The sequence below is a fragment of the Proteus penneri genome (assembly GCF_003144535.1).
Classification (GTDB): Bacteria; Pseudomonadota; Gammaproteobacteria; order Enterobacterales; family Enterobacteriaceae; genus Proteus; species Proteus penneri.
The window spans coordinates 199,682-225,135 of sequence record NZ_PHFJ01000006.1 but is presented as its reverse complement, the minus strand read 5'-3'; the positions used below and the strand labels follow the sequence as shown (position 1 = coordinate 225,135).

The 25,454-nt window shown below is 39.4% G+C and carries 22 protein-coding genes and 4 tRNA genes; 19 read left to right on the top strand and 7 right to left on the bottom strand.

The features are described 5' to 3' along the window. The 9 genes from wzxE to CUB63_RS10000 all read left to right on the top strand — a co-directional run bounded on the left by wzxE (position 1) and on the right by CUB63_RS10000 (position 6,304). Positions 1–1,257 carry a lipid III flippase WzxE gene (wzxE, locus tag CUB63_RS10040; protein ID WP_109847972.1) on the top strand — a complete coding sequence of 419 codons (1,257 nt, stop codon included), beginning with the start codon at positions 1–3 and terminating at the stop codon, positions 1,255–1,257. Continuing rightward, entirely contained in the window at positions 1,254–2,339 is a 1,086-nt protein-coding gene (locus CUB63_RS10035) for a TDP-N-acetylfucosamine:lipid II N-acetylfucosaminyltransferase (protein WP_072064608.1), read from the top strand. The genes wzxE and CUB63_RS10035 overlap by 4 nt, the downstream gene beginning before the upstream one ends. After that, entirely contained in the window at positions 2,336–3,703 is a 1,368-nt protein-coding gene (wzyE, locus tag CUB63_RS10030) for an ECA oligosaccharide polymerase (protein ID WP_006535820.1), read from the top strand. The genes CUB63_RS10035 and wzyE overlap by 4 nt, the downstream gene beginning before the upstream one ends. After that, positions 3,703–4,440: a lipopolysaccharide N-acetylmannosaminouronosyltransferase gene (gene wecG / locus CUB63_RS10025; RefSeq protein WP_072064606.1), complete on the top strand. Its 738-nt coding sequence runs from the start codon at positions 3,703–3,705 to the stop codon at positions 4,438–4,440. The genes wzyE and wecG overlap by 1 nt, the downstream gene beginning before the upstream one ends. 227 nt (positions 4,441–4,667) lie before the next feature. After that, positions 4,668–4,744: transfer RNA gene (locus CUB63_RS10020), tRNA-Arg, on the top strand. A 64-nt stretch (positions 4,745–4,808) separates the two neighbouring features. Beyond that, a tRNA-His gene (locus CUB63_RS10015) sits at positions 4,809–4,884 on the top strand. A gap of 22 nt (positions 4,885–4,906) precedes the next feature. Then, positions 4,907–4,994: transfer RNA gene (locus tag CUB63_RS10010), tRNA-Leu, on the top strand. A 28-nt stretch (positions 4,995–5,022) separates the two neighbouring features. Continuing rightward, positions 5,023–5,099 (top strand) — tRNA-Pro (locus tag CUB63_RS10005). A gap of 887 nt (positions 5,100–5,986) precedes the next feature. Next, positions 5,987–6,304 carry a hypothetical protein gene (locus CUB63_RS10000; protein WP_109399694.1) on the top strand — a complete coding sequence of 106 codons (318 nt, stop codon included), beginning with the start codon at positions 5,987–5,989 and terminating at the stop codon, positions 6,302–6,304. Positions 6,305–6,386: 82 nt separating this feature from the next. Here the strand turns inward: CUB63_RS10000 and hemY are convergent, their stop codons facing one another. The 4 genes from hemY to hemC are packed head-to-tail and all read right to left on the bottom strand — an operon-like array spanning position 6,387 to position 10,576. Continuing rightward, positions 6,387–7,607 (bottom strand): protoheme IX biogenesis protein HemY, encoded by a 1,221-nt coding sequence (gene hemY / locus CUB63_RS09995; RefSeq protein ID WP_072064604.1) that lies wholly within the window; start codon positions 7,605–7,607, stop codon positions 6,387–6,389. A 4-nt stretch (positions 7,608–7,611) separates the two neighbouring features. Beyond that, positions 7,612–8,880 carry a uroporphyrinogen-III C-methyltransferase gene (hemX, locus tag CUB63_RS09990; protein WP_006535815.1) on the bottom strand — a complete coding sequence of 423 codons (1,269 nt, stop codon included), beginning with the start codon at positions 8,878–8,880 and terminating at the stop codon, positions 7,612–7,614. A gap of 20 nt (positions 8,881–8,900) precedes the next feature. Continuing rightward, positions 8,901–9,638 carry a uroporphyrinogen-III synthase gene (gene hemD / locus CUB63_RS09985; RefSeq protein WP_072064602.1) on the bottom strand — a complete coding sequence of 246 codons (738 nt, stop codon included), beginning with the start codon at positions 9,636–9,638 and terminating at the stop codon, positions 8,901–8,903. Further along, a complete protein-coding gene (hemC, locus tag CUB63_RS09980) occupies positions 9,635–10,576 on the bottom strand; it encodes a hydroxymethylbilane synthase (protein WP_072064601.1) in 942 nt (313 codons plus the stop codon). The genes hemD and hemC overlap by 4 nt, the downstream gene beginning before the upstream one ends. Before the next feature lie 998 nt (positions 10,577–11,574). On the opposite strand from hemC, the gene CUB63_RS09975 reads away from it, so the two are divergent. Next, on the top strand, positions 11,575–14,169 hold the full coding sequence (locus tag CUB63_RS09975) for a class I adenylate cyclase (RefSeq protein ID WP_229096567.1): 2,595 nt from the start codon (positions 11,575–11,577) through the stop codon (positions 14,167–14,169). Positions 14,170–14,239: 70 nt separating this feature from the next. Here CUB63_RS09975 and cyaY read toward each other — a convergent pair whose 3' ends face one another. After that, positions 14,240–14,557 carry an iron donor protein CyaY gene (cyaY, locus tag CUB63_RS09970; RefSeq protein WP_109847971.1) on the bottom strand — a complete coding sequence of 106 codons (318 nt, stop codon included), beginning with the start codon at positions 14,555–14,557 and terminating at the stop codon, positions 14,240–14,242. Between the two features lie 79 nt (positions 14,558–14,636). Between cyaY and lptM the strand changes: the two genes are divergently transcribed. The 7 genes from lptM to CUB63_RS09935 all read left to right on the top strand — a co-directional run bounded on the left by lptM (position 14,637) and on the right by CUB63_RS09935 (position 20,882). After that, complete coding sequence (gene lptM, locus CUB63_RS09965; RefSeq protein WP_006535806.1) at positions 14,637–14,804, top strand: LPS translocon maturation chaperone LptM; 168 nt, start codon at positions 14,637–14,639, stop codon at positions 14,802–14,804. A gap of 41 nt (positions 14,805–14,845) precedes the next feature. After that, positions 14,846–15,670 carry a diaminopimelate epimerase gene (dapF, locus tag CUB63_RS09960; protein ID WP_072064597.1) on the top strand — a complete coding sequence of 275 codons (825 nt, stop codon included), beginning with the start codon at positions 14,846–14,848 and terminating at the stop codon, positions 15,668–15,670. Positions 15,671–15,695: 25 nt separating this feature from the next. Next, complete coding sequence (locus tag CUB63_RS09955) at positions 15,696–16,406, top strand: DUF484 domain-containing protein (protein WP_072064596.1); 711 nt, start codon at positions 15,696–15,698, stop codon at positions 16,404–16,406. Further along, the gene (xerC, locus tag CUB63_RS09950; RefSeq protein ID WP_109847970.1) at positions 16,403–17,326 is read left to right on the top strand and encodes a tyrosine recombinase XerC; all 924 of its coding nucleotides are present in this window, start codon (positions 16,403–16,405) and stop codon (positions 17,324–17,326) included. The genes CUB63_RS09955 and xerC overlap by 4 nt, the downstream gene beginning before the upstream one ends. Further along, positions 17,326–18,042: a 5-amino-6-(5-phospho-D-ribitylamino)uracil phosphatase YigB gene (gene yigB, locus CUB63_RS09945; RefSeq protein WP_109847969.1), complete on the top strand. Its 717-nt coding sequence runs from the start codon at positions 17,326–17,328 to the stop codon at positions 18,040–18,042. The genes xerC and yigB overlap by 1 nt, the downstream gene beginning before the upstream one ends. 144 nt (positions 18,043–18,186) lie before the next feature. Next, on the top strand, positions 18,187–20,340 hold the full coding sequence (gene uvrD / locus CUB63_RS09940; RefSeq protein WP_072064593.1) for a DNA helicase II: 2,154 nt from the start codon (positions 18,187–18,189) through the stop codon (positions 20,338–20,340). A gap of 146 nt (positions 20,341–20,486) precedes the next feature. Beyond that, positions 20,487–20,882: a hypothetical protein gene (locus tag CUB63_RS09935; RefSeq protein ID WP_109847968.1), complete on the top strand. Its 396-nt coding sequence runs from the start codon at positions 20,487–20,489 to the stop codon at positions 20,880–20,882. An 11-nt stretch (positions 20,883–20,893) separates the two neighbouring features. Here the strand turns inward: CUB63_RS09935 and rarD are convergent, their stop codons facing one another. Together rarD and CUB63_RS09925 are read right to left on the bottom strand one after the other, a co-directional pair. Next, positions 20,894–21,787 (bottom strand): EamA family transporter RarD, encoded by an 894-nt coding sequence (rarD, locus tag CUB63_RS09930; RefSeq protein WP_109399686.1) that lies wholly within the window; start codon positions 21,785–21,787, stop codon positions 20,894–20,896. Positions 21,788–21,932: 145 nt separating this feature from the next. After that, positions 21,933–22,400, bottom strand: coding sequence for a thioesterase family protein (locus CUB63_RS09925; protein WP_006535792.1), 468 nt, complete (start codon positions 22,398–22,400; stop codon positions 21,933–21,935). A 232-nt stretch (positions 22,401–22,632) separates the two neighbouring features. Here CUB63_RS09925 and pldA point away from each other — a divergent pair, with 232 nt between their 5' ends. Together pldA and recQ are read left to right on the top strand one after the other, a co-directional pair. Further along, positions 22,633–23,508, top strand: a complete 876-nt coding sequence (gene pldA / locus CUB63_RS09920) for a phospholipase A (RefSeq protein ID WP_006535791.1) — start codon at positions 22,633–22,635, stop codon at positions 23,506–23,508. Positions 23,509–23,622: 114 nt separating this feature from the next. After that, positions 23,623–25,452, top strand: coding sequence for an ATP-dependent DNA helicase RecQ (gene recQ, locus CUB63_RS09915; protein WP_109399684.1), 1,830 nt, complete (start codon positions 23,623–23,625; stop codon positions 25,450–25,452). Positions 25,453–25,454: the final 2 nt, after the last annotated feature.

The window sequence follows — 25,454 nt, the reverse complement described above, 5'->3', positions numbered from 1 at the left end:
ATGTCATTAGCCAAAGCATCAATTTGGACAGCGGGATCAACCCTGATAAAAATCGGGGCTGGTCTGCTTGTCGTTAAGTTACTTGCAGTCTCTTTTGGTCCAACAGGAGTCGGGTTAGCGGGTAACTTTCGTCAATTAATTACCGTACTCGGCGTCTTGTCTGGTGCGGGCATTTTTAATGGTGTGACGAAATTAATCGCACAATATCAAGATGATGATATTCAACGTAAAAAAGTGTTGGGTACTTCATCATCCATGATTTTGCTATTTTCCACACTATTGGCTATTTTATTTCTTCTTTTTTCTGCCCCCATTAGCCAAGTGTTATTTGGTGATAATTATCATCAATATCAGGATATTGTAAGAGCCGTTGCTTTTATTCAAATGGGGATAGCATATAGCAACTATTTTCTTGCCATATTAAAAGGTTATCGTGACGCAGCAGGTAATGCCTTATCTGTGATTGCAGGTAGCATTATTGGTGTTGTTGCTTATTATTTGTGCTATTTGTTTGCGGGTTATCACGGTGCATTGATTGGATTAGCATTAGTTCCAGCACTTATTTTATTTCCTGCTACATTTTTAGTAGTCAAGCGTAAACGCTTCGCTTTCAGTGAACTTAAACCTCATTGGGATAAAGCGATAGCAAGTCATCTTGGTAAGTTTACCATTATGGCAATACTGACCTCGATTACATTACCCGTCGCTTATATCATGATGCGTAATTTACTTGCTGAGCACTATAGTTGGGAAGACGTAGGGATTTGGCAAGGGGTGACCAGTATTTCAGATGCTTATTTGCAGTTTATTACCGCATCGTTCTCAGTTTATTTACTGCCAACACTCTCCCGATTAACGCAAAAGAGTGATATTACCAAAGAGATTGTTAAGTCACTGAAGTTTGTATTACCCGTGGTAGCGGTTGCGAGTTTTATGGTGTGGTTATTACGTGATTTCGCGATTTGGTTACTGTTTTCAGATAAATTTGTCGCTATGCGTGATTTATTCGCATGGCAACTTGTCGGTGATGTTTTAAAGGTAGGCGCTTATGTCTTTGGTTATCTCATCATTGCAAAAGCGGCACTGCGTTTTTATATCCTTACAGAAGTCAGTCAATTTGCCTTATTAACGCTATTTTCGCGTTGGCTTATTCCTGAACATGGCGCACTAGGTGCCGCTCAAGCCTATATGGCAACGTACATTATTTACTTCCTTCTCTGTAGTTCCGTTTTCGTGATTTATTGCAGGCGCAAATGACAACTTTGATTTACGTACTAGGTTCAGACATTGTGCATCATAACAACACAATGTTACGTTTTTTTAACGACCACCTCGTGACTGAGGCGGGGTTAATGTATAAACCTCGTTTTATCGTTGCCAGTAAAAATACTTCACTGCAAGAAAGCTACCCAGCTTTAGATATTGAGTGTTTAGTCGATAAAAAGCAGGTTGCACAGAGAGTGGTCACATTGGCAAAAGCCGATACTCACCAACGATTCCTTTTTTTAGGCCAGTTTAATGCACCTATTTGGTTGGCATTATTAACAGGTAAAATTAAACGTCATCAATTTTGGTGGCATATTTGGGGTGCTGATTTGTATCAGGATTCTAAACAGCTAAAATTTAGACTTTTCTATCTTCTTCGTAAACTTGCTCAAAAACGCGTGGGGCGAGTATTTGGTACACGAGGTGATCTTAACTACTTCGCGCAATTTAACGTTAATATTCCTGCCAATTTACTCTATTTCCCAACAAGAATGGATCCTGCGCTTACGGTGACAGAAAAAGCGCCTATTGATGAAAAACAACTTACCATTATTGTGGGTAATTCAGGGGATAGCTCGAATCGCCACATTGAAGCGTTACAGGCAATTGCAGAGCAATATGGAACACGTGCAAAAGTGATTATTCCAATGGGATATCCTGAAAATAATCACGTTTATATTGATGAAGTCGCTCAAGCCGCTAGCCAGTTGCTTCCCTATAATCAGGTTGAAATATTACGTGATAAATTGGTATTTGATGATTATCTAGCGTTATTGAAAACATGTGATTTAGGTTATTTTATTTTTCATCGACAACAAGGTATTGGCACCCTTTGTCTGCTTATTCAATTTGCGATCCCTTTTGTTATTAGCCGTCAAAACCCGTTTTGGCAAGATTTAACAGAACAGAATGTTCCCGTCTTTTTCTCAGGTGATAAATTAGATGTTGCGCTAATTGAAGAGGCTAAACGTCAATTGTTGATACTTGATCGCCAAAATATTGCCTTCTTTGCGCCTAATTTTACGGACGGTTGGAAAGCGTTAATTGAGATGAGTACAGGAGAGCCGCAATGACATTGGCGGAACTGGGTGGCTTAACACTTGTTTATTTTATCTCTTTAAGTTTTATTTTATTACTGACTTATCAAGAGTTTCGTCGAGTTCGTTTTAATTTTAATGTTTTTTTCTCAATGCTCTATCTGCTGACTTTCTATTTTGGCTTTCCACTAACTTGTATGTTGGTATTCCAATTTGATGTCGCAGTTGTACCCGTTGACTCATTATTATACGCGCTATTAGCCTCTACCAGCTTCTATGCCATTTATTATGTAACTTATAAGGTAAGACTGAGAAAATCGGTTGACGGCCCTTCTAGGCCGTTATTTACGATGAATAGAGTAGAAACCAACCTCACTTGGATTTTATTAGCATTAATTGCCTTTGTAACTGTGGGTATTTTCTTCCTACAAAATGGTTTTTTACTTTTTAAGCTCAAAACATATAGCCAAATTTTTTCAAGCCAAGTATCGGGTGTGGCGCTTAAGCGCTTTTTCTATTTCTTTATTCCCGCCATGCTGGTGGTCTATTTCTTAAAACCGACTCAACAGCGCTGGATTTTCTTCCTTTGTGCAACGGTGGGTTTTGGGATCTTAACTTACATTATCGTGGGAGGAACCCGCGCTAATATCATCATCGCTTTCGCGCTGTTTTTGTTTATCGGTATTGTTCGCGGCTGGATAACCTTGTGGATGCTGGTTGCAGCAGGAGTGATGAGTATTGTTGGCATGTTTTGGCTGGCATTAAAACGTTATGGGCTTGATGTCAGTGGTGCCGAGGCATTCTATACGTTCTTGTATCTCACTCGCGATACGTTCTCTCCTTGGGAAAATCTAGCTTTGTTACTGAATAATTATGACAAGATTGAGTTTCAAGGGCTTGCACCAATCATTCGTGATTTCTATGTCTTTATTCCTTCTTGGGTATGGCCAGAACGCCCTGACGTTGTGCTGAACTCGGCAAATTACTTTACATGGGAAGTACTTAATTACCATGCAGGGCTCGCCATTTCACCGACCTTAATTGGCTCATTAGTTGTAATGGGAGGCATTGCCTTTATCCCATTAGGTGCAATTGTTGTAGGACTGATTATTAAGTGGTTTGATTGGCTATATCAGCAAGGGCTCAATGAAAGCAATCGTTATAAATCGGCTATTTTGCAAGCGTTCTGCTTTGGGGCTATTTTTAATATGATTGTTTTGGCGCGGGAAGGTGTTGATTCTTTCGTTTCTCGCGTTGTGTTTTTCTGTTTAATTTTTGGTTTATGTTTGGTGGCCGCCAAACTGCTTTATTGGCTATTTGAAAGTGCGGGATTAGTGCGTAATTACGTAACCCGCCAAATACAAAGTGAACTTCGTTGTTTAGAGAAAAAGGAAAAGTAATGGGATCCAATTCAATTCCGAAGTATTCAATCCGCGGACATAATATCTGGGGATTTCGCGATATGGCTCATTTTCTGGATTATCTCTATGAAGGAGCACAAATAAAAAGCGGCTCTTTGATTGCCATTAATGCAGAAAAAATTCTCACAGCAGAAACAGACTTTGCACTCAATGAGCTACTCAATGAAGCGGATTATCTTTATGCCGACGGTATCAGTGTCGTGCGAGGTATTCGTCGCAAGTATCCTGATGCAAATGTTTCTCGTATTGCAGGTGCAGATTTATGGGAAGCATTAATGGAAAGGGCGGGTAAAGAGGGAACGCCAGTCTTTCTTGTTGGTGGTAAACCTGAAATTCTTTCTCAAACCGAAAATAAGCTTAAAGCACAGTGGAACGTAAATATTGTGGGGAGTCAGAACGGTTACTTCACACCACAAGATAGAGAGGCGTTATTTGAGCGTATAAAGGCCTCTGGTGCGAAGATAGTGACTATTGCCATGGGATCACCGAAGCAAGAGCTATTTATTCGTGCGTGTCGTGAAATTTATCCTGATGCTTTATATATGGGCGTTGGCGGAACTTATGACGTCTTTACAGGCCATGTTAAAAGAGCACCGAAAGCATGGCAGAACCTTGGCTTAGAATGGTTATATCGTTTGTTATCACAACCAAGCCGAATTAAGCGCCAATTTAAGCTGCTAAAATTCGTCGGGTATTATTATTCCAATAAATTGTAGTCGTAATAGCGTCTTTTTTTGTTAGACGGAGCTGATTAAATAATTTATTCATGCTTTTATCTAGCATCTTGGTTGTTTAATTATTATACTGACGGAGCGTTTAGTGTGTAAAAGCGCTCCATTTATCGACGAAATGCACAAACTATCGTCAAACAAACTTTTTTTTTCAAAAAGCACTAGACAGACAGAGCGTAAATCCGTACTATCCTCTCCCGCAACGGCGTGAAGCGCCCGTAGCTCAGCTGGATAGAGCGCTGCCCTCCGGAGGCAGAGGTCTCAGGTTCGAATCCTGTCGGGCGCGCCATTAAAGCGTGCTAAGAGTTACGGTGAAGAACGTTGTTGTAAGAAGTAATAAGATAGCTGTTATGGTGGCTATAGCTCAGTTGGTAGAGCCCTGGATTGTGATTCCAGTTGTCGTGGGTTCGAGTCCCATTAGCCACCCCATCTTATCTTAGTTATTGTTTATGCGAGGGTGGCGGAATTGGTAGACGCGCTAGCTTCAGGTGTTAGTGTCCTAACGGACGTGGGGGTTCAAGTCCCCCCCCTTCGCACCAATAAACAAGATAAGAGCAGTGATGCAGACGGCGAGTAGCGCAGCCTGGTAGCGCAACTGGTTTGGGACCAGTGGGTCGGAGGTTCGAATCCTCTCTCGCCGACCAATAAGAAAAAGCCTCGATTATATCGAGGCTTTTTCGTATCTACGATTTAGCTTTTTAAAACCCGCCATACTTTTTCTACATCTACATCTACAATTTATGTTTTTTATTTCGTGTTATGTGTTTCAGATAAGAAAACTAAAATGATGCTTTTAACAGAAATATCGTTCTTATCACTTAAGAGTTATTAATAATTTAATTTATTGCTGAATTTTAATCTTCAAAAAAAGATGAATTAAATACATAAAATAATAGATAGTAATTATATGAAATATAAGTCTTTTATTTTATTTGTCGGCAAATGCCAACACTCGCTACTTTGGGTGTCTCCAATAGGAGACATGTAATACATTTATTTTATAGGGTTAAATATTGGTTGTGTTTTTCTTGTCGTGAAAAAGAGACGTATATCAGACACTATATTTTCTTTTTCTATTTAGCAATAGCGTGTTGGAAGTACAGGTCGTTGTTTATTTATCATTGAAAATGAGTAGAGTCAGAAAGGAAAACTAGAATTCAATAAGTTACCTTACTTTTTTAGGGATAGGGGATATTTTTAATAAAAAATGAAAAATTGGCACGCTAAATGCTTTATGTATATTGTAGATGCTCATTCCACTCCTTATGACAGCATATGACTTCATAAACCTAGGAATGATGCAGAGCCGATTATTCGGTGCCTACGTCCACGTTAACGATGAACATCATTCATCATCAACAGGACGAAACGTTGAGTGAGGCACCATCCGTCTGTAGACCTGATTGTATATTTATGCGCCTGTATAGTTTTATACAGGCGTTTTTTTATATACCAACCACACATCCATTTTGTATTCACTGCATTAACACGCTATTATCCAGTGCAAGGGGAGATTGGGGATAGCATCAATATGATAAATAAGCAAAAAGCATATCTTGCACAAGAAAAACTCTTTCTTATAGAGAAGTTTGGCCCATTATTGTTTTTTTTGATCCCTCTTATCATGCTCATTATAGGTGGCAAATCATGGGCTAAATATGTGGTTTTTCTTTGTCAGGGGATCGCACTGATTTATATCGTCGTGTTTTATCAAGCGAAAAAACATTATTTGGCATTTAAGCAAGAAAATGAGAAGGGAATACCCACTCGCTTTTATCGTATCGCTTGGGTGTATGTGTTTTTGACTCTATGTGTAGAAGTGGTGTTGTTATTTCAACGAGGCTTTTAAATCACATAAAAAAACCCTCAATAAAGAGGGTTTTTAGATCAGTTAATTAAACGATTTATGATCACGTTCTCATCGAATGTGTTTATTTACTTTTTTTAGGCTCTTCAAAAATGACAGAGTCTTTTTTCAGTGTCATTAATAAAGCATCTTTACGCACTTTCGCCGACTCTTCAGATTTTTTCTGTTTATCTAATGCATCAGCAAGCCACGCAAAATCATGAACATCAGGGCGTTGTTTTAATGCATTACGAAAAGCCTCTTCAGCTTGACCCCATTGCCCTTGTTGCATTGCTATCTGACCTAATGTGCTATTGAGTAATGGTGTTGGCCCATGCTGTTTAATTAATGAATTGAGTACTTTCAAAATCACACTGGCATCTGTATTTTTTAAACGAGGTAATAGTAGGATCAAACGCTCGTCATATTGGCGTTTAATGCCGTCTAAGATGATCGTTTGAGCGCTATCAGGATCGTTGCATTCAATAAGGTGTTCAGCTAAAACAACACGTAATGCATTATCGTGATGCACTTTACGAGGCTGCGCTTTCCACCAATTTTTCAGTCCATCACAGCCATTTTCGGACATCTTCTGCCCCATAATGCCAATGTAGGCTTTTTGGCGTAATTGAGCGAGTTCATCATCCGTGTGTAATGCAATTTTTTGCATGGAAGGAATGATATCAAGCAATGCTTGCCAAGCAGCGGTTCGGGTATAAGCCGTTTCAGCTAAACGTAAAACCTCAGGATGGCGAGGTGCTTGATTTAATAATTCATCAACGCCAGTACGCGCTGCATGATTTTCATTTTGCGCCAATAAAATACGCACCCGTGTAATATCAACTGGAAGTTGATTGGTATCGGCAAGCTCAGCTGCGCGTTCAAGGTGTTGCTGAACTCGGAATTCATCACCGCGCTGTTGTGCTGCTTCTGCTGCTAATAGGTAGTTTACAACTGGCTGTTCAGCATAGTCTGCGTTGCGACTCATCAGTTTTTCAACTTCTTTAAAATCACCTTCCGCTAATTTCATTAATGCCATACTGGTTTGTTTGCGCGCACGATTACGTTTACGGAAAGAAAACCAACTATAGGCTTTTGAGCCTGTACCAATAAAGCGACGATAACTCCAACCAATTAGTAGTAGTGCTAATTGTAGCAAAACAAACATAATGACCAAGCTGGTTACACTGGTTTCAATATCCCAATCATCAGTTTGTATAAGCACATAACCTTGATGGCCTGCCAATAGTGGGCCAAAAATGATACCCGCAATAAGCACCACAAAAAGGAGCAGTATTTTTAACATAAGCCTATTCTCCTCGAGGTGTTACTGGTGCATCAACTGCTGTGCTATCAGCTGCGGCATCTTGTGCGCTTTCTGATGCGTTATGTTCAGCTTCTACAGCTTGGGCATCTTGGGCTTCAACAGCTTGTGTTTCAGCAATTTGTGGCTCTGCATACTCATTTTGTGCCAGTAAATTGCGGATTTGCTTTTCTACTCGTTTTTCTAGCAAGGTCGGGCTCTTCAATTCTGATGGTATTGCAAGCGTAATAGGTTGTTTCTCTAAATCAGATACCGTATCTAAAAATGCGGTTGTACTTGGATCAGAGGTATCAAAATAAGCACGAACCCATGTGGATACTGCCTCAAGCGATTGCTGGTAGATCTCAGTTTGATGGCGAGGAACAGCTTGGGAAGCAATTAATAAACGTGAACGAATATTCTCACGTAAATAGATATCTTGGTTTGGCGCTAATAAAGGAACGGCTGCGGTATCACGGCGACGAATAGTAATAAAATCATCCATAAAGCTTTTCCAGCTTTTGCTGAGATTCTGTTTCCAATCAGAAAGTGAACCTGAAATGGTTTCGTCGTTTTTATCCATTGGTGAGCCATTACGCTCCAAACCCGCTAAGCGGAGATTATCAATCTGATTCGCTAACTGGTTTAATTGTAAGATGGTGCCATCATTATCGATTTTAGTGAGAGCAGCTAAACTGCTGATGTCTTCATTAATAGCACGGCGGATCTCAAGTAAGCTCGGATCATTCATTTCCGCTAAGCTACTATCAGCACCTTTTAGTAGACTTACTGCGGTCACGACATCTTGATCATTCCACAACTTCCGACCTGCCATTTTCACCATAAAATCAGCTTGTGCTAATAGCCAACTTTTGACATCTGCATTAGAAATAGCGGCAAAGCGTGTTTGTAGATCTTGGATTTGGCGCTCTGTTGTTTGGCGCTCATTTTGTAACTTATCAATAGTCTGTTTTTGTGAGTTAAACATGCTATCAATATTGTCAAAGCGTTGTTGATAAGTGTTTTGGAGCTGTTGTAATTGGGTAAGCTCAGATTTGAGTGATTGATTTTCTACACTCAGCTTTGATGCTTGTTGATTGGTGTAATAGTAAAGGCCACCACCGATTGCCAAAATAACAAGAATAGCAACAGCACTTCCAATTAGGCCTGAGCGCTTGTTATTAACAGGTTTGACTTCCTGATAGCGGACATTCTCATCAGCTTTAACTGCATCTTTTGGCAAGTCATTATCATTTGTATTTTTCTGTTCCGTCATATCGGCGTCTCATTTAGGTTCTATATTAATGCATGAAATAAAGCATCATTATTGGCACTTTCAGCAACGGTGATAGTTTCCCACCCTAATGTTTTTGCTATTGTTGCTAATCGTTCACTGACCACAATTAAATGGCAGTTTAACAGCCATGCTTTTTTAGATTCAGCGACTAGATCAAACAGTTGTTGTAACATTTCACCGCTAGTGACAACAAGCGTATCAACCTGTGCTTTTTCCCATTGAAGCGCAAATTCTTCAGGGGAATAATTAATAAATAGGCGTTGGTAACATTCGCATTCATCAACAATTGCGCCTCGTTGACTCAATGTTTTTGCGAGTAAGTCACGACCACCGTTACCTCTAAGCAGTAATATTCGCCTGTTTTTCACCTGATTAAGCGCAGAAAGGTTAAGAAGATCCTCACTGGTTTCTCCTTGCTCAGGGTAGCAAATTGGAAGACTACTTAAATGTTGGAAATCTTTCGCTGTGCTTTTACCTATTCCATAATAGGATAGCGTATCTGGCCATGATTGTTGTAATTGATTTAGCTGCCAGTTTGCGTATGACACCGCATTTTTGGAAAGTAAAAATACACAATCACCCGCCTTTAATCCTTTTAGTTTAGCATCTAATAAAGGGAGTTCACGACCTGCGGTGATCTCGATTAAAGGTGCTTGAAAAGCTGTTTTACCCGCATCAATTAAACGCTGGGTTAATGCTTTTCCTGCTGGGTTGGGGCGAGTAACTAAAATACTCATGCAGGTGTGCTACCTTGATACACTGCCGTTAAAATAGCTCTTGCACCTTTATCTAAAAGCTCTTCAGCTAATGAGATGCCCGCGGTTTCAGCGTTTTCAGGCGTCACTAAACGTTCACCTCGTAAAATAGTTTCACCATCAGGTGAACCGACTAAAGCCCGCAACCAAATTTTGTCATCTTGCCAAATAGCGTAGCTTCCAATTGGAACCTGGCAACCGCCTTCAAGGCGCGTATTCATTGCACGCTCTGCTTTAACACAAATTGCTGTTCGGGAATGATTGAGCGCATCTAATAGCTGGCGAGTTTCATTGTCATCTAAGCGACATTCAATTCCCACAGCGCCTTGTCCAACCGCGGGTAAAGATTGCTCAGCTGATAATGGCGTACGAATACGTTCATTAAGGCCTAGGCGTTTTAAGCCTGCAACAGCAAGAATAATAGCATCGTAATCGCCGTTATCTAATTTACTTAAGCGAGTGCCTACATTACCTCGTAAATCACGAATAATCAGATCAGGGCGTTGTGCTTTTAATTGACATTGGCGACGTAAACTTGATGTGCCTACAATACTACCCGCAGGAAGTTCTTCTAACGCATTATAATGATTAGAAACAAAGGCATCACGAGGATCTTCACGTTCACAAATAGTAACTAACCCTAAGCCTTCAGGGAAATCAATAGGAACATCTTTCATGGAGTGCACAGCAATATCTGCACGTGATTCAAGTAGAGCAAGTTCTAATTCTTTTACGAATAACCCTTTGCCACCCACTTTAGCTAAAGGTGTATCTAGGATGATGTCACCTTTAGTGACCATCGGTACTAATTCGACGACTAAACCTGGATGAGTAAGTTGCAGTTGTTCTTTCACATAAAGCGCCTGCCACATAGCGAGAGGACTTTGGCGGGTAGCAATACGGATGGTACTTTTTGACATAATAGTATTATCTCTTCCGAGCGATTAGCGATATTTTTGTTTAGAAATAAGCCATTGTTTTAACACTTTAAGGCCCAATTTTCCAGTTAAGGCGCTTTGTATCGTAATAACAATGAAAGAAATGAGGTCATCATCGAAAAAGAAAAAAAGAAAAAGGAAATAAAAAATAAGTAATTTATTAATGGATACTATTGGGTTTAGTTATTTTTAGAATTTTATTCTTTTTATATCTATATTAAAAGTGTGGTTATTAACAAAATTAAAACATTAGATTATGTTTGTTAACAAGCTATAAGCAAGAAGAGATATAAATATTATGTTTTATCTGAACATATTGATAAAACGGCTATTATTGTAAATATGCTTATCTTTCTTATTATTTTTTTAATATATAAAAACACGATAAATTTTAACAAAATTATTATTAAATAAAAGAAAGAGAAATAATAAAAATAGAGAAAATAATTTAGTCTTAATTTAAATAAATAATTAATAAAAATTAAATATTATTTTAAATATTATTATCGCAATATTAAAAATAGAATTATTATTTTAAGTATAAAAATGAAAAACAATCAAAAAATATAAATAATTCATTATTATCAATCAGTTGTTTCTATTTCCGATTTTTTATCACTTTTTGATGTTTTGTCAAAATTTATTTTCAGTTTCATCATTAAGTAAACAGGGATTTTTATAGGCTAAAGAGAGGATTGAGCGATTTTTTTTATCATTTTTTATGTAAGTAAAGTGATTTATCTTCATGATTTTAAGGGCGTTTATTCGATAGCTTTACACGATTAAGCGTTTAAATATCACTTTTAGATCTTGGTGCTATATTTTGAGATCCTCTTTACGCCTTGCGTTCAAGGTGTTAAATTGATCACGTTTCCGAGATTTTGTTAGTAAAGTTTTATCTATTAATATTACTTAACTCAACCTTGGTGACTTATAAACTCAGATTCTACTATCTTCTTAGTATTGTTCAGGCGAAACTCTTGTATCTTTATATTGAAACACTGAAGCAACGGCTGGATGCGATTAATCAACTCAGACTGGAACGAGCATTTGCATCGATGTGTGATGTTTTTAAACAGGTCTATGGTTTAATTCCTGTTTTATTGCATTACCACCATCCTGAGTTGCCCGGCTACATACAAGGAAATGTTCCTCACGGCACATGTTTCTTTGAACCTGATGACATGCAACGTCAATGGGCCAATAAGCTGATTAACGCATTATGTGATGAGCCAATGGAAGGGTACGCCAGCGGAGAGTTGCCAATTACAGGCATCTACTCGATGGGTAGCACTTCTTCTATTGGGCAAAGTCACTGCTCTGATATTGATATTTGGGTCTGCCATCAATCATGGCTGGATCAGGATGAGCGTGCGCTTTTACAACGTAAGTGCCAACTGATTGAACAGTGGGCTGGTGAGCTAGGCATTGACGTTACATTTTTCTTAATCGATGAAAATAGATTTCGCCATCATGCAAGCGGTAGCTTAGGTGGGGAAGATTGTGGTTCTACTCAACATATTCTTTTACTTGACGAATTTTACCGTACAGCGGTACGTCTTGCAGGTAAACGCTTGCTATGGACGATGGTGCCAGTAGAAGAAGAACACCATTATGATGAATATGTTAACTCCCTTTATGCTCAGGGCGTATTAACACCTAATGAGTGGTTAGATTTGGGGGGGTTAGGTGAACTTTCAGCCGAAGAGTATTTCGGCGCAAGTTTATGGCAGCTTTATAAAAGCGTTGATTCACCATATAAAGCGGTATTAAAAAGTATTTTATTAGAAGCTTATTCAGCGGATTATCCTAATGGAAAACTGCTGGCATTAGAGATGAAGCAACATCTACACCGTGGCGAAATCGTTAATTATGGTTTAGATGCTTATTGTATGATGCTTGAGCGTGTTACTCGCTATTTGGTTTCTATCAATGATTTAACCCGCCTTGATCTTATCCGTCGCTGTTTCTACCTTAAAGTGTGTGAAAAATTATCTAACGAAAAAACACAAAATGAATCCGAAGGTTGGAGACGACAAGTTTTATCGCAATTGGTCACTCAGTGGCAATGGGATAACGAACGGTTAACGATACTCGATACCCGTGATAGCTGGAAAATCGAGCGAGTACGTGATGCGCACAACGAACTATTAGATACGATGATGCAAAGCTATCGTAATCTTATCCGTTTCGCGCGTCGCAATAATTTAAGTGTCAGTGCAAGCCCACAAGATATTGGTGTATTAACACGTAAACTTTATGCGGCATTTGAAGCATTGCCTGGTAAAGTGACACTGGTTAATCCGCAAATATCTCCTGATTTATCAGAGTCGCATTTAACCTTTATTTATGTACCACAAGGCCGAGCAAATCGTAGCGGTTGGTATTTATATAATCGTGCCCCTGATTTTGAAAATATCGTTGGACATCAACCATTAGAATATAACCGCTATTTAAATAAATTAGTGGCATGGTCTTACTTTAATGGGCTGTTAACGAAAGAGTCTCGAGTTTATATTCATCAAGGAGAATCTTCTTGTGATGAAATTAAACTACATGAATTAGTTAGGGATATGTCGAGCCATTTCCCGATTCGTTTACCTGCACCGACACCGAAAGCACTGTATAGCCCTTGTGAAATTAGACACCTTGCGATTATTGTCAATTTAGAAACTGACCCAACCGAAAGTTTTTCTGATCAAGTGGTTCATTTTGATTTTAGAAAATTAGATGTCTTTAGTTTTGGGGAAAAAGAGCAGTGTCTTATTGGTAGCATTGATTTGTTGTATCGTAACTCTTGGAATGAAGTAAGAACCCTTCATTTCAGTGGTACACAATCTATGTTGGAATCGTTAAAGACGATTTTAGGTAAAATGCACCAAGATGCGGCTCCACCTGCTTCTGTTGAAGTATTCTGTTATAGCCAACATTTGCGTGGTTTAATCCGTACTCGTGTTCAGCAGTTAGTTTCAGAATGTATTGAATTGCGGTTATCAACGAATCGTTTAGAGCCGGGGCGTTTTAAAGCTTTGCGTATTGCTGGGCAAACGTGGGGATTGTTCTTTGAACGCCTCAATGTGTCAGTACAAAAATTAGAAAATGCTATCGAGTTTTATGGTGCAATTTCATATAACAAGCTTCATGGGTTGCCGGTTAAATTAGATAAAGATGCTCGCTATTTACCTGCGGTGATTGATGGTTTTGCGTGTGAAGGGATTATCCAATTCTTCTTTGAAACCACAGAAGATAATAATGTCTTTAATATCTATATCTTAGATGAAGCAAATCGCGTCGAAATTTATTCCCATTGTGAAGGAAGTAAAGAAGAGTTAGTGAAAGATGTTAGCCGTTTCTACTCTTCCTCTCATGACCGATTTACATATGGCTCAAGCTTTATTAATTTTAACTTGCCACAATTTTATCAAATTGTGAAAGTGGAAGGCTTAACACAAGTGCTACCTTTTGCTGGCGGATCATTTGGTAAATTATCCGATCTAAGTAGTAAAGAAGCGCAACCTGAGATGAATGTTGTTGCCCACGGATTTACAGATTATAAAGCTGTGCAACACACTTAATTGAGTACGAGCCAATAAAAACAATAATGGGAGCTTTGATAGCTCCCATTATTGTAATTAACCGCGCTTCTTAGAAAGAAAACGCTTCCCCACTTTGTTCTGTTATTGCTTGTGCTAGCATGGTTAAAAATTCACCGCCACTTCTATCACAAATCCATTGCTTATCTTTCCAATCAAAGTGATAACCACCAGAACGTGTTGCTAACCAAATTTGATGAAACGCTTCCTGACGATTAATAATAATTTTGCTATTATTTTCAAAGGTTAATGTCATTACACCGCCATTGATTTCACAATCAATATCTGCGTCACCTTCATAATTATCAATAGTTTGTTCTATTTCTGACAAGAGTTCGTCAGCTAATTGGTGAAATTCACTGTCGTTCATCTTCATTTCCTATTTGCTTTTCGAGATCTAACTGCGATTATAGAGGATATTAACCAAATAAATGACAGGCAGATTTCGAATGAAAACGTATTTACGTTGCACTCTTGCTATAATAACACTGATTTCTCTTTCTGGTTGTGGCTTGAAAGGCCCTCTTTATTTCCCACCTGAAGATACTCAGGCAAAAATGACACAGTCACCCCAGCCAACCCAGCAAGTTGAGAGCGCCTCAACTCAGACCAATTAGTCAATTTTAGAAACGGTAATTTCGTTTCAGGCAGGGGCAAGATGCAATTTTCAAAAATGCATGGTCTTGGTAACGACTTTATGGTGGTCGATGCTGTGACTCAAAATGTTTATTTTTCACCAGAATTAATATGTCGATTAGCGAATCGCCATACTGGTGTTGGGTTTGATCAATTATTGGTGGTTGAAGCACCTTATGATCCTGAACTCGATTTCCATTATCGCATTTTTAATGCGGATGGAAGTGAGGTTGCGCAGTGTGGTAATGGCGCTCGTTGCTTTGCTCGATTTGTGAGATTAAAAGGTCTTACAAACAAAAGAGAGATAAAAGTCAGTACACAGTCTGGCAGAATGACCTTGCAAGTTATGGATAATGACGATGTGTGCGTCAATATGGGGGAGCCCGAATTTGAACCTCAAAAAATCCCTTTCCGTGCACAAAAGGCAGAAAAGACCTATATTATCAGGGCAATGGAACGCACTGTATTATGTGGTGTAGTTTCAATGGGAAATCCCCATTGCGTCATTCAGGTCGAAGACATTAAAACAGCCGAAGTTGAGTTGTTAGGACCTGTGTTAGAGCAACATGAACGTTTTCCTGAACGTGCTAATATTGGTTTTATGCAGATTGTAGACAGAAACAACCTTCATTTACGGGTATTTGAACGAGGTGCGGGCGAAACGAATGCCTGTGGTAGCGGGGCTTGTGCTGCTGTTGCCATCGGTATTTCACAAGGTTTATTAGATAAACGAGTGAAAGTGACTTTACCCGGTGGTGTACTGCTAATTGAATGGAAAGGAGAGGGTAACTCTCTTTATATGACTGGGCCAGCGACACATATTTATGATGGGATCATCCAGCTATAATATTATTTTTTGAGAGGCTATCTGTATGACGGATAAAAATGAGCAGTTTTGTTGCCCTGAAACAAATGAACTTAATGATCAACAAGTGATCCGTTACCTTAGGGAGCATCCTGGTTTTTTTATCCGTAATGCAAGCTATATCGAGCAAATGAAAGTTCCTCATCCCGTCAGAGGAACTGTTTCTTTAGTTGAATGGATAATGTCGCGTCAACGAAACCGTATCCATTATCTTGAAGAAGATATGCGTTTGTTGATAGAACAAGCCTCGGAAAATGAAGCACTGTTTAGCCAACTCTTATTATTAATTTCTGAACTATCCAACAGTGCTTCTCTTCACGAAATGCTAGAGCGCTTAAACCTTTGGGCAAAAGGATTAGGGCTTTATTCAGTTCAATTACGCCTATTTACTGATCGCTGGCAATTGCAGCCACCTTTAGATGCACAAGATCTCCCATTATCTCGTCAAGCATTTGAACATTTTCGCATTCAACGTATGGGTGATGATAATCACTATTTAGGCCCATTAAATGGGCAAGAGATAATGTTATTGATGCCGAATGTACGACGTTCTGGTTCCGTTGCGCTTTCATTGTTAGGGCATTATGGTGATTTGGGGGTGATTATTTTTAATAGCCGAGATAACCAACATTTTCAGGAAGGGATGGGAACAGTAATGCTGGATAAGCTAGCCCATATTTTACCCGAATTATTACTTCGTTGGATTGCAAGGCAATGAATCAACCAATAGATATTCCAGAAACACTCTCCACCGCTATCGAGCAATTCCTGCGTTATATTCAAGTTGAACGTCGATTAAGCCCTGTCACAGTAGAAAATTATCATCGCCAACTGATGGCATTAGCACAAATGATGGTGGCGATGAAAATCACACAATGGATATCACTCGAAAGCCAACATGTACGCATGTTATTAGCAAAAAGCAATCGTAGCGGGTTACAACCGACTAGTCTTGCTTTGCGCTTTTCGGCGTTACGTAGTTTTCTTGATTGGCAAGTGGCACAAGGAATGTTAGAGGTTAATCCAGCAAAAGGTATTCGAACGCCTAAATCGGGTCGTCACCTTCCTAAAAATATGGATGTTGATGAAGTTAGCCAATTGATGAATATCGACCTAAAAGATCCGCTTTCTGTTAGAGATAGAACCATGTTGGAAGTGATGTATGGTGCAGGATTACGTCTATCAGAGTTGACTAACTTAAATATTAGCGATATCGACATGAATGAAGGCGAAGTTCGTGTTTTAGGTAAAGGGAGTAAAGAACGAAAAGTGCCGTTGGGAAGAAAAGCGCTAGAGTGGTTACAAAATTGGTTTCCGATACGAGAGCTCTATGCACCTGAAGATAAAGCTGTCTTTATCTCAACCCAAAGTGGTAAGCGTTTATCTGTGCGCAGTGTACAAAAACGGTTTGAACTTTGGGGGATTAAGCAAGGACTAAGTAGCCATGTGAACCCTCATAAATTGCGCCACTCATTTGCCACACATTTATTGGAATCCAGTGGTGATTTGCGTGCTGTACAAGAGTTATTAGGGCACGCTAATTTATCGACTACACAAGTTTATACCCACTTAGATTTTCAGCATTTAGCGAAAGTCTATGATGCTGCTCATCCGAGAGCTAAGAGAGAAAAATCATAATGCGCTTTTACAGAACTCTGACGCCAATCGCAGCGATGACTTTTGATTTAGATGATACGCTGTATGACAATGTGCCAGTGATGGATAAAACAGAAAAAGAGACGCTGGATTTTATTCGTCAATATGATTTGCGTTTTAATCATTTTACAGAACACGATGTGGATGCCTACAAAAAGCCACTTTTAGAAAATGATCCTGATATTTTTCATGATATTACGCAATGGCGTTGGCTTGCGGCTAGAAATATGTTGTTAGATTACGGTTACAGTGAAGCCAAAGCACAACAAGGTGCGGATGAAATTATGGCGCACTTTGCTTATTGGCGTAGCCGCATTAATGTACCTAATAATACTCATCATGTTCTCACCGAATTGGCACAGAAAATCCCATTAATTGCGATTACAAATGGTAATGCAAACCCATTAAGTTGTGGTTTAGGACAGTATTTTTCACATATTTTAAAAGCTGGCCCTGATGGTCGCTCTAAACCTTATCCTGATATGTTTGATAAAGCTGCCGCACTGTTAGATCTTCCACATGAGAAAATCCTACATGTGGGAGACCACCTTGTAACCGATGTCGAGGGAGCCGTTAGTAGTGGATTACAAGCGTGTTGGATTAACCTTGATAGCCGTAGTTTGTTTGAAGAAGGTGAAACCAGAGTAATGCCGCATATTGAAATTACAGATTTAAGCAAACTAATAGAATTAGTTTAATGTGATATGCGGTAAGAATGGCACAGATAAACGCGGTTAAGAAAGGCTTTATTTTGCATAGCACGTGAATTCCTGTTAGTTTGTTGCTTACTCTCTATTTCTGTATATATCCACAGTATTTTCTTCACTAAATGATTGGTAATTATGGACGTCTCATATCTGCTAGAAGGCCTTAACGATAAACAGCGCGAAGCGGTAGCCGCACCTCGCATTAATATGCTGGTGTTAGCTGGCGCAGGCAGTGGTAAAACACGGGTACTGGTACATCGTATCGCATGGTTATTATCTGTTGAACAAGCTTCTCCCTTTTCGATTATGGCTGTGACGTTTACCAATAAAGCTGCCGCAGAGATGCGACATCGTATTGAAGACTTAATTGGTACAAGTCAAGGCGGTATGTGGATCGGCACGTTCCATAGCCTTGCTCATCGTTTATTACGCGCACACTATCTTGATGCAAATTTGCCACAAGACTTTCAAATTATTGACAGTGACGATCAATATCGTCTTATTCGTCGCATTGTTAAATCGATGAACCTTGATGATAAACAATGGCCTGCACGACAAGGAATGTGGTACATCAACGGTAAAAAAGATGAAGGATTACGCCCTCAGCATATTCAAACCTATGGTAATCCTGTTGAAACAACATGGTTGAAAGTGTATCAAGCATATCAAGAAGCTTGCGATCGTGCGGGGCTGGTGGACTTTGCAGAGCTTTTATTACGTGCTCATGAGCTTTGGTTGAATAAGCCGCAAATTTTAGAACATTACCAAAATCGCTTTACTAATATCTTGGTTGATGAGTTTCAAGATACTAACCGTATTCAATATGCATGGATTAGAATGCTGGCGGGTCAAACGGGTAAAGTGATGATTGTCGGCGACGACGACCAATCCATTTATGGTTGGCGTGGTGCACAAGTTGAGAATATTCAAAACTTCTTAAATGAATTCCCCGGCGCAGAGACTATCCGATTAGAGCAAAATTATCGTTCTACCAGCAATATTCTAAAAGCCGCGAATGCACTCATTGCTAATAACAGTGACAGATTAGGTAAAAATCTGTGGACTGAAGGTGCAGAAGGTGAGCCTATTTCGCTGTATTGTGCTTTTAATGATTTAGATGAAGCGCGTTATGTAGTTGGTCGAATTAAACGCTGGCAAGAAGAAGGCGGTGCATTGACAGATTGTGCCATTCTTTATCGCAGTAATGCCCAATCTCGTATAATGGAAGAAGCATTATTACAAGCAGCGATGCCATATCGTATCTATGGCGGTCAGCGTTTCTTCGAGCGCCAAGAAATCAAAGATGCACTCTCTTATATGCGATTAACGGCGAATCGCCATGATGATGCTTCTTTCGAGCGTGTTGTGAATACACCAACACGGGGGATTGGTGATAGAACATTAGATATTGTTCGCCAAGTTGCAAGAGATAACCAAATTACCTTATGGGAAAGCGCATTACAGGTTATCGAACATAAAATGCTAGCAGGGCGAGCAACCGCTGCAATCCAACGATTTTTAGAACTGATCGAAACACTCGCTTCTGAAACGGCAGATATGCCATTACATGTGCAAACAGACCGAATTATTCGTGATTCAGGTTTAAAAGCGATGTATGAGCAAGAAAAAGGTGAAAAAGCACAAGCTCGTATTGAAAACTTAGAAGAGCTGGTTACTGCGACTCGCCAATTTAGTTATCAAGATGAAGACGAAGATTTGATGCCACTGCAAGCGTTTCTTTCTCATGCTGCATTAGAATCAGGCGAAAGCCAAGCTGATGCATATCAAGATGCTGTGCAGTTAATGACACTTCATTCGGCTAAAGGGCTCGAATTTTCACAAGTCTTTATTGTGGGTGTAGAAGAAGGTATGTTCCCAAGTCAGATGTCGCTAGATGAAGGTGGGCGTTTAGAAGAAGAGCGTCGTTTGGCTTATGTGGGTGTCACGCGAGCAATGAAAAAGTTAACGCTTACTTACGCTGAAAACCGCCGTCTATATGGAAAAGAAGTCAGTCATCGGCCATCTCGCTTTATTGGTGAGTTACCTAAAGAGTGTGTTGAAGAAGTTCGTTTACGTGCGACGGTTTCACGTCCTGTCAATCATAGCCGTTTAGGCACTCCGATTAGCAATGATACCGGTTATTCGCTTGGGCAACGTGTGAAGCACCCTAAATTTGGTGATGGCACCATTATCAATATTGAAGGTAGCGGTGAACATTGCCGATTACAAATCGCCTTTAATGGTGAAGGTATTAAATGGCTGGTAGCTGCATTTGCTCGACTAGAGTAAGTTGTCATTTAAAGTGAGCAGTTACTATCTTAATATAAAAAACACCCTTACTTATCTATCAAATAAGTAAGGGTGTTTTTTTAAGGGATGTTCGATTTGATTACTTAATAATCTCGTTATCTATTCTTACTCAACGGGATTAATTGATGAAATTCTCTAGCGTATTCTTTTATACCTACTCTTTTGTTTCACCTTGCACGCGAACTTCTTCCGCCTCTTTTTCTAGTAATGAATTATTGATTGAAAATACTGAGGAAGTCCTGTGTGATACTTATCATCCCAGTGAACCTATCAATGAATTTGAAGAAGATTTGTATTGTAAGTTATTGAGACATCAACGTGATTTTGTTCCTCGTATCAATCTCTATTACAGCGTTGTGATTAACCATATTCAATGGGTTAATAATGCAATATCAACGTTATTTAGGTACTCAAATCGCTATGTAGAAGCGAAATCAAAGAGTGCGCATTCATTAAAGAAGAGTAAGCAGAAAAAACTCTCTTCCGCTTTTACACAAATTAGTAATTTAGCGGAAGAGTGAGTTTTAGGAGGTTAGCTACGTCTTAAACGGCGTTGTGTATAAAGTGCATCAAGTGTAAAGAGGATCAGGGCAACCCAAATAAAACCAAAGGTCACTAATCTTTCTGCATCAATTTGCTCGCCATATACCATTGTGGCAAGAATAAACATCAAGGTGGGGCCAATATATTGGAAAAAGCCCAAAGTTGATAAACGCAGATGATGTGCAGCTTCTGTAAAGAGTAGTAGCGGTACAGTTGTAATAATACCGGCTGCAATTAACAAGGTATTTAATGACCAACTATTTTCAAGCATATTGCTAGTCGGCGAATGTGTGAAAAATAAGATATAAACTAATGCAACAGGGAATAGCCATAATGTTTCTACCAGCATACCTGTTTGTGCATCGACACCCAATTTTTTACGCAGTAAGCCATAAAGGCCAAAAGTCACGGCAAGGCTTAATCCAATCACGGGCACTGAACCAAAGTGCCAGAGTTGAATAAATACACCAGTAAATGCCAAACCTACTGCTATCCATTGCATACGGCGGAACCGCTCGCTCAAGAAAAGCATGCCAAATAGTACGTTAACGAGTGGGTTAATAAAGTAGCCAAGGCTGGCTTCTAGCATATAACCGTGGTTAACCGCCCATATATAGGTAAGCCAGTTCGTTGCGATAATAATGGCAGTCAGTGCTAAAAGAAGAATTTTTTTAGGTTGACGTATTAATTGGCGCAAATAAGGCCAATGACGACTGATAGTCATTAAAATCAACATGAAAAAGAACGACCATAAAATGCGGTGCGTTAAGATCTCTTCTGCGGGCACTTCTTGAATGCTTTTAAAATAGACAGGGGCAATACCCCAGATCAAATAGGCGCCTAAGGCACATAAAACGCCTTTCATCGTGTTTTTCTGGCTCATGCTATCTCTGGAATTGATGGAAAGGAAAAGTGTGACGGGGTTATCATACCCAATGACATTATTTAATGTGTCATTAGGCATGTATTTTTACAAGTAATTAATACTAATCTAAGCATTATCGCGCACAATGAATTTTAACAAAGGCTTAACCTACAATATAAGTTGCTGTCCCACTCGCAATATGAATTTGTTTTTCATTATGTAATTCAACACGAGCAACAGACACTTTATTACCACTGCGTAAAATATGGCTACTTGCAGTAAAACATTCTCCACGTCCCGGTCTTAAATAATCAACACGTAAATCAATCGTGCCCATATTAGCGAGTTTTTGTTCGAGTTGCTCTTGGGATATTGGTGCTAAACGTGTTAATGCGTTACCGACACAAACTAATCCCGCGCTGACATCAAGTACAGAAGCAATAAGCCCACCATGTAAGATACGTTGAGCAATATTACCAACAAGTTTATCTTGATACCGAAATTGAATTTCAGCGTAGTCTTGCTCAAAACGAACTAGCTCTAAGCCAATTAATTGATTAAAGGGCATCTTATAAACAAAAACATGACCAATTAGTGTTTGAGCCTCTTCTAATGTTAACTGTTTTTCCATTTTTAGAACCTCTGATATCACATCATCAAGTTAATATTATGTTAATAATACATGACAAATTCGTAATTGCACATTCGTGCTATAAATATAATGATGTGAAAATATACGAGATTTAATGGCAATTACGTGTAAAATATGGACGCTAAAGTGCAATAAAGCACATATATAAGAACTAATTCTAAAGTAAGTACTAACTTCTATATTATTCAATAATGAAACAGGATAATTAACTATGCGTTACATCCGTTCTTTACTTGCGGTGGTTTTATTCTATCCAGCATGGGGATTTGCATCGGAAATTCAAGCATCATCATCTCCTGCACCGCTTGTTCAGGGCAGTATCATTTCTGGTTTATTACAAGAATACGATTCACCTTTTGTTCTTTATCCTTATGAATCCAATTATATTATTTACACTGACACCTCTGATATGAATAAAGAGGCTATTCAAAGTTATGATTGGGGTAATAAGGCTAAAAAAGATGAGGTGAAATTTCAGCTCAGTTTGGCCTTCCCTTTGTGGCGCGGTATTGCGGGTGAAAACTCTGTTTTAGCGGCATCTTATACTCAACGCTCTTGGTGGCAATTAAGTAATAAGAAAGAATCAGCCCCTTTCCGTGAAACAAACTATGAACCGCAACTTTTTCTAGGTTGGGCAACAGACTATAAATTTGCAGGTTGGACACTTCGTGAAATAGAAACAGGTTTTAATCACGAATCGAATGGTCGTTCTGATCCCACCTCTCGTAGCTGGAACCGCGCTTATGCGCGTTTTATGGCCCAAAAAGGCAATTTACAGCTTGATCTAAAACCGTGGTATCGCTTTAGTGAAAGTGCTCAACGTGATGATAATCCAGATATTAATCGCTATATGGGGTATTACCGTTTAAAAGTGGGCTATCGACTAGGCGAAAGTGTGATCACTGCGACTGGACGTTATAACTGGAACAGTGGTTATGGGGCAGCTGAATTAGGCTGGAGTTACCCAATCACTAAACATGTACGTTTTTATACCCAAGTATTTAGTGGTTATGGTGAATCGATGATTGACTATAATTTTCGCCAGACACGGGTCGGTGTGGGTGTGATGCTGAATGATATGCTGTAATTTTCCCCGTTCTGGGTTAGCATAGCGCTATAAATGATGATGGCACCTTCACATTGGTGCCTTTTCTTTTACTCCTCATCATAGTTTTTATCAGCAGCTTTTCAGAGGAACGGTGTGTCCACAGCAGAAGTTCTTAACTCAATGCCATCAGCACAGGCTATTTTGCGAGAAACCTTTGGGTATCAGCAATTTCGTCCTGGTCAGCAAGAAGTCATCCATACCATTACAACTGGGAGAGATTGTCTAGTTGTGATGCCGACAGGGGGTGGTAAATCTCTTTGTTATCAAATTCCCGCCTTATTGCTTGATGGGCTGACAGTGGTTGTTTCGCCACTCATCTCACTGATGAAAGATCAGGTTGATCAACTTTGCCTTCATGGTATTGAAGCGGCTTATTTAAATTCAACCCAAACGCGTGAAGAGCAGCTTGATGTTCAAATACGTTGTCAAAAGGGTGAAATAAAACTGCTGTATATTGCCCCTGAACGTTTAATGATGGAGAGTTTTCTTCATCAATTAGTGCAGTGGAAACCGGTATTACTGGCCGTTGATGAAGCGCACTGCATTTCACAATGGGGACATGATTTTCGTCCTGAATATCGCGGTATAGGATTATTAAGACAATATATTGCTGACGTTCCTATTATTGCACTGACGGCAACGGCCGATAATACAACACGTTACGATATTATTAATCAGCTAGTGTTGCGTGATCCCTTAATTCATATCAGCAGTTTCGATAGACCGAATATCCGCTACACTTTAGTAGAGAAATACAAACCACTTGATCAACTTTGGCTATTTATTCGTGGTCAAAAAGGAAAATCAGGCATTATTTATTGTAATAGTCGCAGTAAAGTCGAAGAAACCGCAGAACGCCTGAGTAAACGAGGATTAAGTATTGCGGGTTATCATGCTGGAATGGAAATTGCACAACGTGCTAAAGTGCAAGAAGCTTTCCAACGTGATGATTTGCAAATTGTGGTTGCCACTGTTGCATTTGGTATGGGCATTAATAAACCCAATGTCCGATTTGTCGTTCACTTTGATATTCCGCGAAATATTGAATCTTATTACCAAGAAACAGGACGAGCAGGGCGAGATGGGTTGCCCGCGGAAGCGGTATTATTTTATGATCCTGCCGATATGGCGTGGTTGCGTCGTTGTTTAGATGAAAAGCCAGAAAGCGACCAAAAAGCGATTGAAATGCATAAGCTCAACGCAATGGGAGCATTTGCTGAAGCGCAAACATGCCGACGTTTAGTGTTACTAAATTACTTCGATGAGCATCGACAAAATGCTTGTGGTAACTGCGATATTTGTCTTGATCCCCCTAAGCAATATGATGGTTTAGTGGATGCACAAAAGGCATTGTCCTGTATTTATCGTACTGGTCAGCACTTTGGTATTGGTTATATTGTTGAAATTTTAAGAGGCGCGAATAATCAGCGTATTCGGGATTTGGGACACGATACATTACCTGTTTATGGTATTGGTAAAGCGCAAAGCCATGAACATTGGGTGAGTGTGATCCGCCAGCTTATTCATTTAGGTATGGTGACACAAAATATTGTCCATCGCTCTGCATTACAACTGACAGAAATGGCAAGACCCATCTTACGTGGTGAAGTGCCATTACAATTAGCCGTGCCTAGATTATTAAGCCCGACAAAAAGCCGTAATCAACAAACAAAAAATACCCATAGACAGTACGATAGAAAATTATTTGCGAAACTACGTAAATTGCGTAAGTCTATTGCTGATGAAGAAAACATTCCACCATTTGTCGTTTTTAATGATGTCACATTGATTGAAATGGCAGAACAATGCCCTGTTTATCCTGATGAGTTATTATTAATAAACGGTGTCGGACAACGAAAATTAGAACGATTTGGACCTGCTTTTATGACACTCATTCGTGACCATATTGAGGGCTTTGAATAACG

Coding starts and splice junctions, on each gene's coding strand:
- wzxE (WP_109847972.1), top strand. CDS start 1: ATGTCATTAGCCAAAGCATCAATTTGGACAGCGGGATCAACCCTGATA.
- CUB63_RS10035 (WP_072064608.1), top strand. CDS start 1,254: ATGACAACTTTGATTTACGTACTAGGTTCAGACATTGTGCATCATAAC.
- wzyE (WP_006535820.1), top strand. CDS start 2,336: ATGACATTGGCGGAACTGGGTGGCTTAACACTTGTTTATTTTATCTCT.
- wecG (WP_072064606.1), top strand. CDS start 3,703: ATGGGATCCAATTCAATTCCGAAGTATTCAATCCGCGGACATAATATC.
- CUB63_RS10000 (WP_109399694.1), top strand. CDS start 5,987: ATGATAAATAAGCAAAAAGCATATCTTGCACAAGAAAAACTCTTTCTT.
- hemY (WP_072064604.1), bottom strand. CDS start 7,607: ATGTTAAAAATACTGCTCCTTTTTGTGGTGCTTATTGCGGGTATCATT.
- hemX (WP_006535815.1), bottom strand. CDS start 8,880: ATGACGGAACAGAAAAATACAAATGATAATGACTTGCCAAAAGATGCA.
- hemD (WP_072064602.1), bottom strand. CDS start 9,638: ATGAGTATTTTAGTTACTCGCCCCAACCCAGCAGGAAAAGCATTAACC.
- hemC (WP_072064601.1), bottom strand. CDS start 10,576: ATGTCAAAAAGTACCATCCGTATTGCTACCCGCCAAAGTCCTCTCGCT.
- cyaY (WP_109847971.1), bottom strand. CDS start 14,557: ATGAACGACAGTGAATTTCACCAATTAGCTGACGAACTCTTGTCAGAA.
- lptM (WP_006535806.1), top strand. CDS start 14,637: ATGAAAACGTATTTACGTTGCACTCTTGCTATAATAACACTGATTTCT.
- dapF (WP_072064597.1), top strand. CDS start 14,846: ATGCAATTTTCAAAAATGCATGGTCTTGGTAACGACTTTATGGTGGTC.
- CUB63_RS09955 (WP_072064596.1), top strand. CDS start 15,696: ATGACGGATAAAAATGAGCAGTTTTGTTGCCCTGAAACAAATGAACTT.
- xerC (WP_109847970.1), top strand. CDS start 16,403: ATGAATCAACCAATAGATATTCCAGAAACACTCTCCACCGCTATCGAG.
- yigB (WP_109847969.1), top strand. CDS start 17,326: ATGCGCTTTTACAGAACTCTGACGCCAATCGCAGCGATGACTTTTGAT.
- uvrD (WP_072064593.1), top strand. CDS start 18,187: ATGGACGTCTCATATCTGCTAGAAGGCCTTAACGATAAACAGCGCGAA.
- CUB63_RS09935 (WP_109847968.1), top strand. CDS start 20,487: ATGAAATTCTCTAGCGTATTCTTTTATACCTACTCTTTTGTTTCACCT.
- rarD (WP_109399686.1), bottom strand. CDS start 21,787: ATGAGCCAGAAAAACACGATGAAAGGCGTTTTATGTGCCTTAGGCGCC.
- CUB63_RS09925 (WP_006535792.1), bottom strand. CDS start 22,400: ATGGAAAAACAGTTAACATTAGAAGAGGCTCAAACACTAATTGGTCAT.
- pldA (WP_006535791.1), top strand. CDS start 22,633: ATGCGTTACATCCGTTCTTTACTTGCGGTGGTTTTATTCTATCCAGCA.